The sequence below is a fragment of the Psychrobacter sp. Pi2-51 genome (assembly GCF_904846665.1).
Classification (GTDB): Bacteria; Pseudomonadota; Gammaproteobacteria; order Pseudomonadales; family Moraxellaceae; genus Psychrobacter; species Psychrobacter glaciei.
The window spans coordinates 1-17,341 of record NZ_CAJHBP010000012.1 but is presented as its reverse complement, the minus strand read 5'-3'; the positions used below and the strand labels follow the sequence as shown (position 1 = coordinate 17,341).

Sequence of the window (17,341 nt, the reverse complement as noted above, 5' to 3'; positions counted from 1 at the left end):
AGCGTAGGTAATCTGCTATTTAGATTTGTAGTCTTATTATTTGAACTTGGCACTTAATCGAAGCCAAAAAAAGAGCCTCAATTGAGACTCTCTTTTATAGTATTAATTTAATCGTATTTGTCTAACCAGTCGGCTTAACCACCAAAGTCATCAAGCATGATGTTTTCGTCTTCAACACCAAGGCTATGCAACATGTCGATTACCGCCGCGTTCATCATCGGTGGCCCGCACATGTAGTATTCACAGTCTTCTGGATTTGGATGATCTTTTAGATACTCTTCAAGTAAGACGTTATGGATAAAGCCAGTATAGCCATCCCAATTGTCTTCAGGAAGTGGATCAGATAGGGCAACATGCCATTCAAAGTTCGCAAACTCTGCTTCTAGTTGATCATAGTCTTCAACATAGAACATCTCACGAATTGAGCGCGCACCGTACCAAAAGCTAATCTTACGATCAGAGTTCAAACGTTTTAGCTGATCAAAGATATGCGAGCGCATTGGTGCCATGCCTGCACCACCACCGACGAAAATCATCTCAGTTTCGGTATCTTTGGCAAAGAACTCGCCATAAGGACCTGAAACCGTCACTTTATCGCCAGGCTTTAAGCTAAATGTCCAAGAAGACATCTTACCTGGTGGGATACCGTCAGGACCACGTGGCGGCGGACTGGCGATACGAATATTAAACTTAATCAGGCCTTTTTCTTCAGGATAGTTGGCCATTGAATAAGCACGAATAACTGGCTCATCAACTTTTGATACATAGTTGAAGATACCGAATTTTTCCCAATCTTCTCTATATTCTTCAGCCACATCGAAGTCTTTATAATGTACTTCATGCGGTGGCGCTTCTAGCTGTACATAACCACCAGCGCGGAAGTTAACTTCTTCGCCTTCTGGAATTTTTAGTACCAGCTCTTTAATAAAGGTAGCAACGTTATCGTTAGAGACAACCTCGCATTCCCATTTTTGTACATCAAAGAATTCAGGGTCAATCTCGATTTTCATGTCTTGCTTAACAGCTACCTGACAAGCTAAGCGCATGTGATTGCGGATTTCGCCTTGAGTAAAATAGCCTTCTTCAGTCGGCAAGATAGAACCGCCGCCTTCGATAACGCGGCAACGACACTGCGCACAAGTACCACCGCCACCACAGGCTGAAGATAAGAAAATACCTTCGCTCGCCAGTGTTTGCAGCAGTTTACCACCTGCGGGTGTCACGACGTCATTATCGGGATTATCATTGATATGGATGGTAACATCGCCTGAACTGACCAGTCTTGAGCGTGCCGCCAAAATAATGGCGACAAGGCCCATGATGATCAAGGTAAACATAGCAACGCCACCAATCGCCGTAGCGTAATCCATGGTAGGTATCCTTAATCTATGGAGTAGGGGTGCGAAAAGACGTCATTGCGTTTTTCCTGAACCCCTACCGAATAAATGAATTAAATAGGTCAAATCGCTAAATAGGCTTTTAAGCTTAGCGGTCTAGATTGACATACCGCCGAAAGACATAAAGCCAAGTGACATCAGACCAACTGTGATAAAGGTAATACCAAGACCACGTAGCGGTGCTGGAATGTCTGAGTATTTTAGCTTTTCACGGATACCGGCCAATGCGGTAATCGCCAATGCCCAACCGAAACCTGCGCCTACGCCATATACCATCGATTCGCCAAAGTTATAGTCACGCTCAACCATAAATAGTACACCACCTAAGATGGCACAGTTGACAGTGATGAGCGGTAAAAATACCCCAAGGGCGTTATACAGACTTGGAACAAACTTATCCAAGAACATCTCTAGAATCTGTACGGTCGCAGCAATCAGACCAATATAACTGAGCAAGCCCAAAAAGCTTAAGTCAATATCAGGGAAGCCTGCCCATGCCAGCGCACCGTCTTTTAGGATGAACTGAAATAGTAAGTTGTTTAATGGCACAGTGATGGCCATTACGACGACAACTGCAACACCTAAGCCGATAGCAGTTGAAACCTTCTTTGATACTGCCAAGAAAGTACACATACCTAAGAAGTAGGCAAGCGCCATATTTTCAATAAAGACTGAGGTTATAAATAAGCTAACATAATGTCCCATTAGTGACCGCCTCCATGTGCCATGCCTTTAGACTGCGGCTTCATTACAAACTCGGCTTCTTCAACCTGCTCTGGTTTCCAAATACGAACAATGGCAATGAATAATCCAATGATAAAGAATGCTGACGGTGGCAACAGTAATAGACCGTTTGGAATATACCAACCGCCATCAGTGACAGGCTGTAGGATAGTGATACCAAACCATGTACCTGAGCCAAGTAGCTCACGGATGGTCGCTACAAACAACAGTACCGCAGAGTAACCAAGACCATTACCAATACCGTCTAAAAAGCTGGGTACGGGTGGGTTGCTCATCGCAAATGCTTCGGCACGGCCCATCACGATACAGTTGGTGATAATCAAACCAACGAAGACCGATAGACCCTTACTGACATCATAAGCGACGGCTTTTAGCACCTGATCGACCAAGATAACCAGTGAGGCAATGATGGTCATCTGTACAATAATACGAATACTTGATGGGATTTGCTTACGAATAATAGAGATAAAGAAGCTCGAAAACGCCGTTACCAGTGTCAACGCCACACACATCACCAACGCATTGGCCATGCTGGTCGTCACCGCCAATGCCGAACAGATACCTAAGATCTGTAGGGCAATGGGGTTATTATCAAAGATAGGCGAGGTTAAAATACTTTTAGTGTCAGCCATGTTATGCCTCCTTGCCGTTTGCTACTGGTAGGGTCGCTGCCAGTTCGGTTGTCGGTTGAGCGCTCTTATTGTCTGGTTGTGTCGACTGGCTCGCTTGGGCATCAACGCTATCAAGCGTTTTACCGTTCTGTTCACGTAGCAAATCTAGGTAAGGCTTATAACCTTGCTCACCCAACCAAAACTGAATCATGTTGCTCACACCGCGACTGGTTAGCGTCGCACCGCTGATACCATCAACCCAGTTATCTTTTGGATTGCCCGCTTTGGTCACACCTGTTGCCACGTCACCGTTTTCGTCATATGAGTGGATACCAGTCCACATCGCGCGCCATTTTGGCTCTTCGATGCGAGCACCAAGACCTGGGGTTTCTTTATGCTCATAAAAGCTGATACCTTTGATGGTATTCATGTCACTTTCGAGCGTTAAGAAACCATAAATCGTACCCCATAGGCCATAGCCTTGAATCGGCAGTACAACCATCTCAGGCTTACCCGCGTCATCGTTTTTGACATAGACTTTGGCGTATTTAGGTTTACGACCAATACTGGCTGGATCGTTATCACCTAGGTCATCGCTTAATGCTTTGTTTTTGGTGGCTTGGCTGGCGTCATAAGCGTTACGATCAGGGATGCCTGCCGCTTTTAGTGCGGCGTCATCTACATAATTGCCTTTATTCAAATCAATGATTTTTACTTCAAAATCTTTGAATCGCTCAGCAACGTCGTCAGCAGTATCAGATTCAGCATCATACATATCGGCTGCGACTAAAATGTTTTTGTTGCGGTCTAAGCGCGCATTTTCGACTTGCGCTGGTTTTAGACCCACCGCGACTGCTGAGACCAATACGGAACACACCAAACATAGCGTCAACGCTACGCTGATGGTTTTCGCGTTGTTACTTTTGGGCTTGGACATAGCGAACCCTCCGAGCGGTTTGGCGTTTGATGTTTGCTTGAGTCACAAAATAATCAAACAATGGAGCAAATAAGTTGGCAAATAGAATGGCCAGCATGATGCCTTCTGGGAAAGCTGGGTTGATGACACGAATCAAGACCGTCATAAAACCAATCAAAATACCATAAGCCCAGCGGCCTTTATTGGTATGCGCAGCTGAGACAGGATCGGTCGCCATAAAGACTGCACCGAATGCAAAGCCACCAATGACTAGATGCCAGTAAAAAGGCAAGCTCATCATCATATTGTCTTTAGAGCCAATCATATTGAATATAAGAGACGTAGCAATCAAACCGACCACACAACCTGCCATGATGCGCCATGAGGCAATACGCGTCCATAGTAGAACTGCGGCACCCATTAGGATAGCCAGCGTCGATACTTCACCGATACTGCCTTGCATGTTGCCTAAGAACGCATCACTCCAAGTGATTGCATTACCATAGACATCGACGAAATCCTGAGGTACTACACCAAGTGCCGCTAGGCCAAGTGGTGTCGCTCCTGAGAAGCCATCAACCGCCGTCCATACTGAGTCGCCTGACATGTAAGCAGGATACGCAAAGTATAGGAACGCACGACCCGATAGGGCAGGGTTCAAGAAGTTTTTACCCGTACCACCAAAGACTTCTTTTGCCACGACCACACCAAAGATAATACCTAGGGCTACTTGCCATAAAGGAATATCTGGTGGTAGACATAGTGCAAATAGTACCGAGGTCACAAAGAAGCCTTCATTGACTTCATGCCCGCGCACGACGGCAAAGATAATCTCACAGAGAATACCAACACCAAAGGTCACAAGGTAGATTGGCAAAAACTGCATCGCGCCATAGACAAAACTTGCCCAGATACTGTCTGGGTTATAGCCTGCCATGCTGGTAATGATGGTACGCCAGCCTTCAGGTTGTAAGCCAAGCTGAGTGATAGCCGTTAGTGCTTGATGACCGATGTTGTACATACCCCAAAACATTGCTGGGAACGTACATAGCCATACGGTAATCATAATGCGTTTTAGATCAATACCGTCACGCACGTGTGAGGACGCGTATGCCGTTGAGCTTGGTTGACGCAAAAAAGTATCAAACATCTCAAAGATGGCATAGTATTTTTCGTGTTTGCCACCTTTGGTGAAAGACGGCTCCATACGATCGAACATATTGTGTAAAAATTTCATCGTGGTTAGCCCTCCAGTTCAATGCGCGTCAAGTTATCACGCAAAATATCACCGAATTCATATTTGCCAGGAGAAACGAAGGTGCATAATGCTAAATCTTCTTCGTCCAATTCAAGTACGCCCAAGTCTACTGCCGTGATAATGTCTTCAACGATTAACGCGCGCAATAGTTGCGTTGGCAGATAGTCTTGTGGCATGACCTCTTCGTAAACCCCGATAGGCACCATCGCTCGCGGTGATCCGTTACTCGTGGTGGTAAAGTTATACTTTTTGCCACCAAAAAACTGCGAAATATAGATAGGCAGTTTTGAAAAACGGTTTGCACCTGGACTAAAGAAGTGAAATGCTGGACGCTCATGACCTTCAGGTAAAACGCTGATCTGGTCATGGAAACGACCAACATAGGCACTATTCGAGAATGATTGGCGACCTGATAGCACTGAACCTGAAATAATACGGTTCTCGCCATCGATCAGCTGACCTTTCGTCAAGGCTGTGATATCAGCACCACGTTCGGTTGCGATTAGGTGCGGATTTTTGACCGCAGGACCTGCTAAGCTAAGCATACGACGTGTATATAAGCGACCAGTGGTAAATAATTTACCAATCGCAATCACGTCTTGATAGCCAATCGTCCAGACGCTCACGCCGCGCATGATTGGATGCAAGAAGTGAATGTGCGTGCCAGCCAGACCTGCTGGATGTTTGCCAGCAAAACTATGATATTCAGTGACATTATTAGCCGCGGTTTTCGCAACTGGCGTCAACTGGGCATCACCATGATGGCAGACAAAGGTCTTTGGGCTGAGCGTCGACAGTACCGCAAGTCCGTCATTGAACGCTTGCAGTTGCTCATTAATCAGCAGCATCGGGTCAAACGCTAATGGATTGGTATCCATAGCGGTGACAAAGATGGCATGCGGACGAGCACCGATTTCGGGAGCGCGGCTATAGGGACGCGTACGAAACGCCGTCCATTCGCCAGAGGCGAGCAGTTGGGTTTCAACGGTTTCTGAGTCTAGGTCAGCCAGTTGCTGGGAGTCATAGCGCTGAAAGTCTATTTCCTCACCATTGGGATCGACCGCAATGACAAGACTCTCGAACACACGACGCTCACCGCGTTTGATCGCGATAACTTTACCCGCAGCAGGTGCCGTATAGATAACGCCAACCCGTTTTTTATCTTCAAAAACGGGCTGACCTTTTGCTACGGTGTCACCTTCTTTGACATTCATTGTGGGCTTCATACCCACATAATCATAGCCAACGAGTGCCACATGGGCAGGTCTGTGCTCAGATATCTCGCGGGAGGGTTCACCAGTGATGGGCAAATCCAAACCTTTTTTGATGGTAATCATAAGCGAAAACTTAGTCCATAGTCTAAAACGATACCAGACGTCCTGTTTGGTATATCGGTAGCATGAACATCTGCGTCATTTAATAAAGCCCTCATGTATCTCTTCCCATAGCAAGGCGAAGAAAAAGTGCTCAAATATAACGCTTGATCATAACTACTAGTAAGAGTATTAACGCTGACCTTAGACTCCTTAACAACACGTTAATGTCTTATTCGAATTACCAAAGTGGCGACTGGCTACCAAGGTGTATGGCAAAATCATCCAATCAAAGTCTATTGTCAAAGCTGGTTGCTAAAAGCAATTGCTTTAAAAAAGACAGTTTTGCCATACGATTTATTAAAATCTTAAAATTTGTACATCCAGAGTGATGGGCTTAGAAACAAGAGTGAATCAAATAAATAACCGATGAATGCAAAGTATCATTCAAGCGATATAGTCATTTAGAGCGTAATGGCGCAGATCAACCTATCGCAGATTGTCTGTTTAGAGTTCTAATATCATCCGTTCAACAATATATCAGCCAATTATCTACAAACACATTTGGCTGTTGTTCGATTCATCCTGACCGCCATGCAGCATTGGCTCACTTATGAGTGAATAAAAATGCACAGTACATGGTTGCTATCACTTAGAAACAAATACAAATTTACCTAGGATTATACGCTAAATTGACCTAAAATTGCCAGTTAGTAATTGAATTTACCTAATGTTGCTAGTACCTTCTAGTGCTCAAACTTATGGTTATGGTTGTCGATATTTTTATTTATTCATACTATACGATCATAAAGTTTTTAAGATAATTATGAGTCGATTTCGAGAGCCAATTTCTATCAGATTATTTGTTGAATGAGGCTTGCTTATCACTGTTTAGCTGATTTATTGTTTTACTTTGCCGTTTATTCTTATTTTTTAATATTACGTTTTATAAGGAATGCTATATGTGTGCTGTCCCTGTCATTATCCCCGCTATTGATTTAAAAGATGGTAAATGTGTGCGCTTAAAACAAGGCCGTATGGAAGATGATACGGTGTTTTCAGATGACCCTGTCGCTGTAGCAGCACGTTGGGTAAATGAGGGCGCGCGCCGGTTACATCTGGTCGATTTGAACGGCGCATTTGATGGGGTGCCAGTACATAAGCAAGTCGTCAACGACATCGCCAAAGCTTTTCCGCAGCTGCCTATTCAATTGGGCGGCGGTGTGCGTAATATGAACACCATCGAGCAGTACATCACTGCCGGACTGACCTATATTATTATTGGCACTAAGGCTGTTGAAGATCCTGATTTTGTGACCGAGGCTTGCCGCGAGTTTGCTGGACATATTATCGTAGGTATCGATGCCAAAGACGGCATGGTTGCGACTCATGGCTGGGCGAATGTGACAGACACCAAGGCCACCGAGCTTGCCAAACGCTTTGCCGATGTGGGCGTGTCTTCAATCGTTTATACTGATATTGCCCGTGACGGCATGATGCAAGGTGTCAATGTCGAGCAGACAGTCAATTTGGCGCGCGAAGGTGGCTTGCCAGTGATTGCTTCGGGCGGTGTGACCAATATGCAAGATATCGAATTGCTTAAACCTTATGGTGATTGTATTGAAGGCATTATTACTGGCCGCGCTATCTATGAAGGCACGTTGGACTTAGCGGAAGCACAACGTTATTTAGATAGCTAATTGATTTAGACAATTAATGGGTTTAAATGGTTAATAATGGGCTATATTAATTTTTAGCCCATTTAGTTGCTCCCATTAAGTTCTTCACGTTTAGACTGAGGACACTCGCTAGTTTTTAATCGTAATATTACCCAGCAAAAAGACTGAGCAAAGGATGCTTATGGCCGCTTATCTTGACCGCCTAATGACACGCAAGTTTTTAACGGTATGGGGGCAGCTGCTGTTACTACTAAGCCTCGTTTTTACTTTACCCGCTTATGCTGCTGGTGAAGATATAGCCAGTGTCACGGCGGCCTTGGGTATAGAGAGTACGCTAGAAGAAATGCCTAATCCTGTTGCCACAGAAGGCGAGACCTCTGTAGAAGCCGACTCACAAAGTTTGCCACCTGCTGCCGATCCACCTGTGATTAGTGGCGAGAGTACCAACAATGCTCAAATCGAAACCACACCTACCCCTCTAAAAGACAATGACATTCGTCAACGTATCAACGGTATTTTTTCTGAAATAGAAGGGCTGCAAGCGGTCAGTGTCAGCGTTACTCAAGGCGTTGTGACGTTAGCAGGAGAAACTCCCAACGAAAAAAAGGCGCAACAAGCCATTAATTTGACCAACCGTTTGACGGATGTGGTCACCGTCGAGGACAATATCAATCGAACGCTGGATGTTCAGGATAATGTCACGACGGTTTATCAAGGTCTTAAAGCACAAGTTAAGAACTTAGTCAAAGCCGTGCCCTTACTGTTGGTTGGTATTGTTATCTTTGGCTTGGTCACATGGTTTGGTAGTTGGTTTTCGAATCGAAAAAAAATGTGGCAACGGCTCACGCCCAATCCTTTCGTCGCTGAACTGTTGGCACAAACCGTCAAAGTAATCTTTATTATTTTTGGTTTGATTTTAGCGCTGAGCTTGATAGGGGCAGAGACGATCTTAGGTACGCTACTTGGCGGTGCTGGAGTCATCGGTATCGCAGTTGGTTTTGCAGTCAAAGATACCATTGAAAACTATATTGCCTCTTTGATGCTGAGTATTCGTCAGCCGTTTCGCGCTCGTGATCAGATTGTCATCAACAGGCAAGAAGGCATTGTGGTGCGTTTGACGTCACGTGCGACGATTTTGATGACTTTAGATGGCAATCAGCTACGTATCCCAAATGCCGAAGTCTTTAAAGGCACTATTCTAAATTACACCAAAAACCCTGAACGGCGCTTTACCTTTGAGTTGGGTGTCGATGCCAATGACGACCCGCTTGCGGCCATTAAAGTTGGTATCGATGCGATATGTCAGCTGGATTTTGTCTTAGATGAACCCAAAGCCATTGCGGTCATTACCAATGTTGGCGATTCCAATATTATTCTAGAGTTTCAGATCTGGGTGGATCAATCAGAAACCGATTTTGCCAAGGCACGTAGTATTGCTATACGCGAAACCAAGCACGCCTTAGAAAACGAAGGATTTAGTCTCCCTGAACCCATCTATCGTCTACGCTTCAATGATGAGTTAGAAAAAGCTTTGGAACACCTGCAAGGCAATAACCGCTCTAACCAAGCTAATGGGACTAATGCTGATATGACGATTACACCGACGACACCAGAATCTATAGGTATCAATAAAGTCGATAATAGCAGTGCTGATGACAAAGACAAAAAACAAGCCAAAGCCCGCGCTAAATATATCCTACAAGGACGTAATGCTGAAGAGGTGTTGAGTGCCCGTCCTGACGAAAAGTTAATGGAAAAAGTCGAACAAGAAATTGCTGAAAGTTCAGATGAGACTGATTTATTGAGTAATAATAGTCCGCAAGAGTAAATATCTAAGCAACCTCAAAACTAGGCATAAAAAATGCAGTGAAACGTATAAGACAGTTATCATATAAAATATACGAGACATTTTTATGCAAATGAAGCATCTGATTATATTCGCCCTAGCTGGTATTGTCCTCTTAATTGGTTTCAATATGTTTAACAGCAATCGCCACGAGAGTCGGATAGCGGCGGCGACCAGTAGTACCACCATATCGCCGGATACTACTACCAGCTCTGAAGATACCGTGAACACCGACACCGATATCGCAAGCCAGCCTCTTGGTAAGCAGCCTAAAGCCATTCTCGATAATGCCACTGCCCAAATAGAGCAAGCAGAGCAGGTCAATCAAGAGCGCGTAGAGCAGATGAGTGCTGCGCAGTAGTTGACCAGTTATCACTTATTCATCGCGCACAAAAAAAGGCTAAAGATAAACTTTAGCCTTTTTTATTACGTTCAGTTTTTATTAAGAGTTAGCTTTTTTTGCTTGCGCCTTTATTGTTTCGGCTACTGCTTTTTCTAGCGGGGCTCTTCTTTGGCTGATCTTTTTTCGTTTGATTCATCTCGCTAGATTGCAATTTCGCTTTAAGATCAAAGTCGATTTGTAGCAGATCCATATTGACTCCAGCTACTTTTACTTTGACCAAATCGCCCAAGCCAAATAACGTACCTTTATCTTTACCAATGAGTTGCTGTTGCTGCTCATCATAGACAAAGAAGTCATCGCCGACATTAGAGATATGAACCAAGCCATCGATATATAGGTCAGTTAAGGTCACAAATAGACCGAAGCTAGTAACCGTCGTCACCACACCGTCGAACTCTTCACCGACGTGATCTTTCATATAATGACACTTGAGCCAAGATTCTACGTAGCGCGATGCTTTTTCAGCACGGCGTTCAGTATCTGAAGTCTGTGTGCCAGCACCTTCTAAAGAGAAGTCCATCACTGGCTGCTGACTTTTAGTCACTTTTGCTTTAATCGCGCGATGCAGCATGAGGTCAGGATAACGGCGAATCGGCGAGGTAAAGTGGCTATACTCGTCATAAGCCAAACCAAAGTGACCAATATTGTCAGGCGAATAATTCGCTTGCATCATTGAGCGCAATAGCATGCTATGGATACTAATCGCATCGGGTCTTTCTTTGGTGGCTTCGATAATCCGCTGGTAATCCGCTTGCGTTGGGTTTTCTTCTGGGAAGCTTAAGCCAAAGTTTTTCGCGTATTCATGGACACGTAACGATTTTTCGCCATCAGGTTTATCATGGTTACGATATAAGACCGGTAGCTCATTTTTTAGCGCAAAATTGGCAGCACAGGTATTGGCGAGCAGCATACACTCTTCAATAAGCTTATGTGCATCACCACGAGTACGCGGTAAGATGGCTGCGATACCACCTTTTTCATTGAACTTGATATAAGTTTCAACCGTCTCAAACTCCATTGCATGACGCTCTTCACGCTTTTGCAGTAGTAGCTCATACAATTGATGCAGGGTATCGACAGATTTTTTGACTGCTTTATTGCCTGTTAATGAATCAGGGATACTAGGATCTTTTGGATTCTCAAGATAGGCATTCACTTGGTTATAAGTCAAGCGTGCTTGTGAATGTATCACCCCAGGATAAAAATCATAACCGGTGACCTTGCCTGCGCGAGATATCTTGATATCAGCAACCATACACAGACGATCAAGGTCTGGGTTCAATGAGCATAAACCGTTAGACAGTACTTCAGGAAGCATCGGGATCACGCGATGTGGGAAATATACTGACGTCCCACGCTCGTAAGCATCTTGATCAAGCGGCGAGTTTGGGGTGACGTAATGACTCACATCAGCAATCGCTACCAAGACGCGGTAGTTACCACCAGAGCGTTTTTCAGCGAATACCGCATCATCAAAGTCACGCGCATCTTCACCATCGATGGTAATGAGAGGTAAATCACGCAGGTCTGTACGACCTTTTATATCTTTTTCAGTCGGCTCTTTATAGTCATTGGCCTGTTTAAGTGTTGCTTCGCTGAAATCAGACGGAATATCGTAGTTGAGCAGGGTAGTCTCGATGATTAATTCACGATCGTTATCATCAGATAAGACTTCAGTGATTTTACCAGTAGCAAACTCATGCTGATTTGGCCAGTCGATGATATCTACTTTGACTGGTGCGCCTTGCTTAACTTCGAGAGCTTGCACATTCTCTTCAGTCACTGTAATCGGCTGATGGTTATTGGGACTGCCAAGCTCGACACAGTAGCCATCTTCATCACGCGCAAGCGTACCGATGAAATTATTTTGACGACGTTCGATGACATCGACGATACGCCCTTCGGTACGACCACGGTTATCCGTTGAGGTGCCAACCGCTTCAACGGTATCGCCATTAAAAACCCAGCGCATTTGTTTTTCATGCAAGAATAGGTCAGGCATGTCGCTTAGTAACACGAAACCAAAGCCTTTTGGATGCGCGGATACTGTACCCGTTACGATATCTTGCTTGGTCACTGTGCGGTAGCGATAAGGACGACCTTCGCGGTTTACTTGTCCATCGCGTGCCATTGCTTTGAGGCGATTGCCTAAAGCGTCAAACTGATCAGGATCATCAATATTAAAGGCTTTTGCCAATTGTTGATGTGTGACTTCGCCATGCTCATTAATCGTGCCGAGTATCAGCTCGCGACTAGGAATGGGATTGTCATATTTTTTTGCCTCACTTGAGGCGTTTGGATCGTTCCAACTCATAAATTACCGTATCTATTTTTAAAATTATTAATAATGGCTATCTTAACACGAACGACATGGCAATATCTTGCGTCAATTGTCTTAAGTGTATTCGGTAGCAGGAAGTTGTCATCTTTAATCGGCAACAACTATCAAAAAATCAAATGTCGATATCGACTGTACCTGATTTATTGGTTATCTTTTTACTGTCTATCTCTTTCGATACTTCTAATACTGTCGTTTGATTAGACTTATCCAAATATTTTTGGGCTTTATCGACTTCAGTGGTCAAGGTATTGACCGTCTGCTTCATATTTTCTAGCGCTTCAATTTTGTAATTACTGATCATATCCATCGTATCATAGACATTATTAAAGGCATTTTGTAGTTTATCAAGCTCAATAGTGCTACTGGTTGCTTGCTCATGAATTTCACCAGACTGACGTTTGAGCATGGCTGAGGTTGACTCAATTAAGCTGCTTGTCGTTTTGTTTAAAGCAGTAATTTGATCAAGTACTAGCTTCTGATTGGTCATCGCTTGTGCAACGACGACAGCCGTACGTAGCGCAGATACGGTGGTTGTGGTTGCTCGATCCACCCCTTTAATCAACTCTAGATTGTTTCTACGAATGGTATCAAGCGCCAGATAACCTTGGACATTAACCGCCAACTGGGTTAAAAAGTCCGTATTTTTTTGACGTACATAAAACAGCATCTCTTCTTTAATAATACGAGCTTTTTCAGGATCAGTTGCTTCGATTGCGTATACTTTTTGCTCTAGTTGCTCATCGATTTTTTTGCCGACGTAGACATATTGACGGATAGATTGCATCAATTCCCACATATTGACTTTTTCTTGCTCAATCATTGCATTGTCTTTGAGCAGCTCGTCTTTACCATTATATAGACTGGTCACCACGGCATTGATATGTGATTGTGCTGATTCATATTGGCGGAAGTAATCTTGTACTTTATTGCCAAATGGAATGAGACCGAATAATTTACGTGAGCTGGTCAGCTCTTTTTTGCTCGGATCCAAATCTTCGACGATACCGCGTAACTCAGTCAATGATTTTGCAATAGGGGAGTTATCGAACAAGCTGTCATTGAGGCTTTTCGCAGGTAACGCTAACATACGATTGGATATTTGTGCTGATTCGCGGATTTCTTTATTGCCCAAATTATGAATAGATTGCACGTTTTGTTGAAACTCAGCGCTACGTACAGAGTTATTCAGTACATGATCAACGAACGCATCGACCTTGGCATCAAGTTCTGGGATTTGGTTTTCATCCAACTTGACCATCTGATCAGCTTCACTTTTTTGTATTTCTTTGACCGGTTCAGGTGGTGTTAGAGAGATACTTGGCGTAGAGGCGTTTTCGGGTGGGGTCAATTCTTGCATGAAGTTTCCTATAATATCTGAGAGAGGCAGTGTTTTTGGCCAACAACGTTAATAGTCGTGGTACACGGTATCTTTATACATTTGATAATTTTTATTTGCACAGGGTTTTTTGCATAGGAAGAAATGGATATACAACAGACCTTTAGACTACCTTGTAATTAAAAGACTGAGAAGACAGATTTTGTAAATCACGGTCAGTTTAATATATCTATGGAACCGTTCATGACACTATTATTTGTAAGGTTAAATAGTAAAAAACCACCAATATCCCGCAGCATATTGATGGTTAAGATTATAAATATCTACGTCGACTTACAACTATGTCAACTCACAGCCACCACTAACAGTCATCTAACGAATAGATTACTTTTTCTTAGTTGGTCCAAGCAGCATACCCATTTGACGACCTTCCATCTTAGGGTACTGCTCGACGTTTGAGATATCAGCAGTATCTTCAATGATACGATCAAGTTGTTTGCGACCAATATCTTGGTGCGCCATTTCACGTCCGCGGAAACGGATGCTAATTTTAACTTTGTCTTGATCTTCCAAGAAGCTAACGATTTTTCTCAGTTTTACCTGATAATCGGCTTCTTCGGTACTTGGACGTAGCTTCATCTCTTTGAGCTGAGTCTGCTTCTGGTTTTTCTTGGCTTCTTTTGCCTTTTGCTTTTGATCATAGAGGAAATGCTTATAATCCATGATTTTACATACTGGCGGCTTAGCTTCAGGAACCAATTCAACCAAATCTAGACTGTCTTCACGTGCCGCTTTCATCGCGGTGTCGATATCGACCACGCCCATTTGTTCACCGTCTTCTTTGACCAGACGGACTTCTTTGGCACTGATATCTTCGTTGATGTTCAAACGGTTGGACTGTTTAATAGGTATTACTCCTCATCTGTTTTTGGGTTCTGTCGGCCTTTCTCAGCGACAGCTGTCTGTACTAATGCAATAAATTCAGGAACGCTCATCACGCCAAGGTTTTCACCTTCGCGAGTACGGACATTAACACTGCCCGATTCGACTTCTTTATCCCCTAATACTAGCATATAGGGAATACGTTCTAATGTTTTCTCTCGTATCTTAAATCCAATCTTTTCGTTACGCAAGTCACTAATGGCGCGCAAACCTGCATTTTTTAGTTCACTGACGACGTTTTCACAAGCTTCGCCTTGTTTATCGGTTATATTCATGACGACTACTTGCTGTGGTGCCAACCATACTGGCATCCAACCAGCATAATTCTCAATCAAGATACCGATAAAACGCTCGAACGAACCCAAGATTGCACGGTGTAGCATAATAGGTACTTCGCGCTCATTTTGCTCGTTAACGAATTCCGCATCGAGGCGCTCTGGCATATTCGGATCAACCTGAATGGTACCGCACTGCCACACGCGACCTAAGGAATCCTTGAGACTGAATTCAATCTTCGGACCATAAAACGCGCCTTCACCTGGCAGATAATCCCAATCAAGCCCTGAATTATCAAGTGCATCGGCCAAAGCTTTTTCTGCAAAGTCCCAAGACTCATCGCTACCGACGCGTTTTTCAGGACGTGTCGAGAGTTTCATAATAATGTTATCGAAGCCGAAATCTTCATAGACAGCAAGCGTTAGCTTAATGAAATCAGCGACTTCTTGCTGAATCTGCGCTTGAGTACAGAAAATATGCGCATCATCTTGAGTGAAACCACGTACTCGCATCAGACCATGCAGTGAGCCAGATGGTTCGTTACGGTGACATGAGCCAAACTCTGCCATACGTAAAGGCAAATCACGGTAAGACTTGAGACCTTGATTAAAGACTTGTACGTGGCAAGGGCAGTTCATCGGTTTTACCGCATAATCACGGTTTTCACTCGAGGTTGTAAACATGTTGGTGGCATAGTTGCCCCAATGTCCAGAACGCTCCCACAAGCTACGATCAACAATTTGTGGCGTTTTGATTTCTTCATAGCCATTATCGTATTGTACTTTGCGCATATATTGCTCAAGTACTTGATAGATCGTCCAGCCATTGGCATGCCAGAACACCATGCCGGGTGCTTGCTCTTGCATATGAAACAAATTAAGCGCTTTACCAATCTTACGATGGTCACGTTTTTCAGCTTCTTCAATACGCTGGATATACGCTTTTAGATCTTTCTTATCCGCCCATGCTGTACCATAGATACGTTGCAGCTGCTCATTCTTAGCATCACCGCGCCAATAAGCACCAGACATTTTCGTCAATTTAAATACTTTCAAGAATCGCGTGTTTGGCACATGCGGGCCACGGCACATATCGACGTATTCTTGATGATGATATAGACCGAAAGCTTCTTCACCGGGCATATCATTAATCAGCTTGAGCTTATAGTCTTCGCCGCGCTCTTCAAAAATCTTAATCACTTCAGCACGTGGAGTTATCTTCTTTATGACGTCATAGTCCTGCTTTATCAACTGCACCATACGTTTTTCTATGGCTTCCATATTCTCAGGTGTGAATGGCGTCTCACTATAGATGTCATAATAAAAGCCGTCTTCGATTACTGGACCGATGACCATTTTTACATCAGGATAGAGCTGCTTGACTGCGTGCCCTAATAGATGGGCCGCCGAGTGACGAATGATATCGACACCATCAGCATCTTTTGGGGTAACGATTTCCACCTTGGCATCACGGGTGATTGGATCAGAGGCATCAACCAACTGACCATCTACACGTCCCGCAACCGTCGCTTTGGCAAGTCCTGCACCAATACTTTGTGCCACTTCCATGACAGTCGTGTTGCCTTCAAACTGTTTTACGCTACCATCGGGTAAAGTAATCGCTACCATAATCTATTCACCTTTTTGCGTCCGTTGGCAGTGATGATTGCAACAATCAATCATGTAACCGTAAGACTGCGTCAATTATATCCAACCACTGTGATATGTTGTAAGAGATAGGCATTACTTAAAAGCGCAGACATATAATCGCGTCACGATAATAGAAAACAAGCTGCCTTCTATATTAAGGTTAAGCAGAGCTGCTCTTAAGCAATGTTATAAAAGCGGCTATTATAGCAAAAACCGTCTATAAACACTAGATAGCAAGGGATTAGGTCATCTTCTATATATAGGTATGCTTTGATCAATATCAAGAGTGATGAATATAGGCGTGATCCGTAGCTACAGATGAACTGTATATTTCATAGCGTAATAAAATGATTCACAGTTTTTGAGGGGCAGACTGAGCTTATTTATAAGTAGGCTGAGCTTATATATAATAGATAGGAGATAAACGCCAAAGACTATGTTTAGAATCTAACTTCAACTTTTAATAATTTGTAGCTAAACAATTGAAATATATAAAGTATTATAGGTATCGCAAAATTAATTTAAAAACCTTCAGTAAAATGGTTGACACAGAATTTAAAGCGTCTATAATACGCCCTCATCAAGACGAGCTGGAAGTAACTAGTGTGTAGATTACACATTAATAACCCA

General features: G+C 43.6%; 13 protein-coding genes. 3 read left to right on the top strand and 10 right to left on the bottom strand.

Annotated elements, in window-relative coordinates; genetic code table 11:
• Positions 1-134: 134 nt before the first annotated feature.
• The 6 genes from nqrF to JMY08_RS08075 form a co-directional block, all read right to left on the bottom strand.
• Entirely contained in the window at positions 135-1,370 is a 1,236-nt protein-coding gene (gene nqrF, locus JMY08_RS08100; RefSeq protein ID WP_010197298.1) for an NADH:ubiquinone reductase (Na(+)-transporting) subunit F, read from the bottom strand.
• 123 nt (positions 1,371-1,493) lie between these two features.
• Positions 1,494-2,102 carry an NADH:ubiquinone reductase (Na(+)-transporting) subunit E gene (nqrE, locus tag JMY08_RS08095; RefSeq protein ID WP_010197300.1) on the bottom strand — a complete coding sequence of 203 codons (609 nt, stop codon included), beginning with the start codon at positions 2,100-2,102 and terminating at the stop codon, positions 1,494-1,496.
• Positions 2,102-2,773: an NADH:ubiquinone reductase (Na(+)-transporting) subunit D gene (locus tag JMY08_RS08090; protein WP_010197301.1), complete on the bottom strand. Its 672-nt coding sequence runs from the start codon at positions 2,771-2,773 to the stop codon at positions 2,102-2,104. The genes nqrE and JMY08_RS08090 overlap by 1 nt, the downstream gene beginning before the upstream one ends.
• 1 nt (position 2,774) lies before the next feature.
• Positions 2,775-3,689 (bottom strand): Na(+)-translocating NADH-quinone reductase subunit C, encoded by a 915-nt coding sequence (locus JMY08_RS08085; RefSeq protein WP_010197302.1) that lies wholly within the window; start codon positions 3,687-3,689, stop codon positions 2,775-2,777.
• Positions 3,670-4,905, bottom strand: coding sequence for an NADH:ubiquinone reductase (Na(+)-transporting) subunit B (locus JMY08_RS08080; RefSeq protein WP_201592776.1), 1,236 nt, complete (start codon positions 4,903-4,905; stop codon positions 3,670-3,672). Before JMY08_RS08080 ends, JMY08_RS08085 begins: the two co-directional genes overlap by 20 nt.
• Positions 4,906-4,910: 5 nt before the next feature.
• The gene (locus tag JMY08_RS08075; protein WP_010197304.1) at positions 4,911-6,263 is read right to left on the bottom strand and encodes a Na(+)-translocating NADH-quinone reductase subunit A; all 1,353 of its coding nucleotides are present in this window, start codon (positions 6,261-6,263) and stop codon (positions 4,911-4,913) included.
• A 938-nt stretch (positions 6,264-7,201) separates the two neighbouring features.
• Here JMY08_RS08075 and hisA point away from each other — a divergent pair.
• From hisA to JMY08_RS08060, 3 genes are all read left to right on the top strand, one after another.
• Entirely contained in the window at positions 7,202-7,939 is a 738-nt protein-coding gene (hisA, locus tag JMY08_RS08070; RefSeq protein WP_010197307.1) for a 1-(5-phosphoribosyl)-5-[(5-phosphoribosylamino)methylideneamino]imidazole-4-carboxamide isomerase, read from the top strand.
• A gap of 160 nt (positions 7,940-8,099) precedes the next feature.
• A complete protein-coding gene (locus tag JMY08_RS08065; protein WP_201592775.1) occupies positions 8,100-9,746 on the top strand; it encodes a mechanosensitive ion channel family protein in 1,647 nt (548 codons plus the stop codon).
• 85 nt (positions 9,747-9,831) lie between these two features.
• Positions 9,832-10,125: a hypothetical protein gene (locus JMY08_RS08060; RefSeq protein ID WP_201592774.1), complete on the top strand. Its 294-nt coding sequence runs from the start codon at positions 9,832-9,834 to the stop codon at positions 10,123-10,125.
• A gap of 88 nt (positions 10,126-10,213) precedes the next feature.
• Here the strand turns inward: JMY08_RS08060 and rnr are convergent, their stop codons facing one another.
• The 4 genes from rnr to thrS all read right to left on the bottom strand — a co-directional run bounded on the left by rnr (position 10,214) and on the right by thrS (position 16,690).
• The gene (gene rnr, locus JMY08_RS08055) at positions 10,214-12,481 is read right to left on the bottom strand and encodes a ribonuclease R (protein WP_201592773.1); all 2,268 of its coding nucleotides are present in this window, start codon (positions 12,479-12,481) and stop codon (positions 10,214-10,216) included.
• Positions 12,482-12,620: 139 nt separating this feature from the next.
• Positions 12,621-13,865, bottom strand: a complete 1,245-nt coding sequence (locus tag JMY08_RS08050; protein WP_010197321.1) for a toxic anion resistance protein — start codon at positions 13,863-13,865, stop codon at positions 12,621-12,623.
• Positions 13,866-14,228: 363 nt separating this feature from the next.
• Positions 14,229-14,732 carry a translation initiation factor IF-3 gene (gene infC, locus JMY08_RS08045; protein ID WP_010197324.1) on the bottom strand — a complete coding sequence of 168 codons (504 nt, stop codon included), beginning with the start codon at positions 14,730-14,732 and terminating at the stop codon, positions 14,229-14,231.
• A 23-nt stretch (positions 14,733-14,755) separates the two neighbouring features.
• Entirely contained in the window at positions 14,756-16,690 is a 1,935-nt protein-coding gene (gene thrS / locus JMY08_RS08040; RefSeq protein WP_201592771.1) for a threonine--tRNA ligase, read from the bottom strand.
• Positions 16,691-17,341: the final 651 nt, after the last annotated feature.

Bases quoted from the DNA above. Each gene is read 5' to 3' on its own strand.
- JMY08_RS08050 (WP_010197321.1), bottom strand. From the start codon at position 13,865: ATGCAAGAATTGACCCCACCCGAAAACGCCTCTACGCCAAGTATCTCT.
- JMY08_RS08090 (WP_010197301.1), bottom strand. From the start codon at position 2,773: ATGGCTGACACTAAAAGTATTTTAACCTCGCCTATCTTTGATAATAAC.
- nqrF (WP_010197298.1), bottom strand. From the start codon at position 1,370: ATGGATTACGCTACGGCGATTGGTGGCGTTGCTATGTTTACCTTGATC.
- JMY08_RS08080 (WP_201592776.1), bottom strand. From the start codon at position 4,905: ATGAAATTTTTACACAATATGTTCGATCGTATGGAGCCGTCTTTCACC.
- rnr (WP_201592773.1), bottom strand. From the start codon at position 12,481: ATGAGTTGGAACGATCCAAACGCCTCAAGTGAGGCAAAAAAATATGAC.
- nqrE (WP_010197300.1), bottom strand. From the start codon at position 2,102: ATGGGACATTATGTTAGCTTATTTATAACCTCAGTCTTTATTGAAAAT.
- JMY08_RS08075 (WP_010197304.1), bottom strand. From the start codon at position 6,263: ATGATTACCATCAAAAAAGGTTTGGATTTGCCCATCACTGGTGAACCC.
- JMY08_RS08085 (WP_010197302.1), bottom strand. From the start codon at position 3,689: ATGTCCAAGCCCAAAAGTAACAACGCGAAAACCATCAGCGTAGCGTTG.
- thrS (WP_201592771.1), bottom strand. From the start codon at position 16,690: ATGGTAGCGATTACTTTACCCGATGGTAGCGTAAAACAGTTTGAAGGC.
- JMY08_RS08060 (WP_201592774.1), top strand. From the start codon at position 9,832: ATGCAAATGAAGCATCTGATTATATTCGCCCTAGCTGGTATTGTCCTC.
- JMY08_RS08065 (WP_201592775.1), top strand. From the start codon at position 8,100: ATGGCCGCTTATCTTGACCGCCTAATGACACGCAAGTTTTTAACGGTA.
- hisA (WP_010197307.1), top strand. From the start codon at position 7,202: ATGTGTGCTGTCCCTGTCATTATCCCCGCTATTGATTTAAAAGATGGT.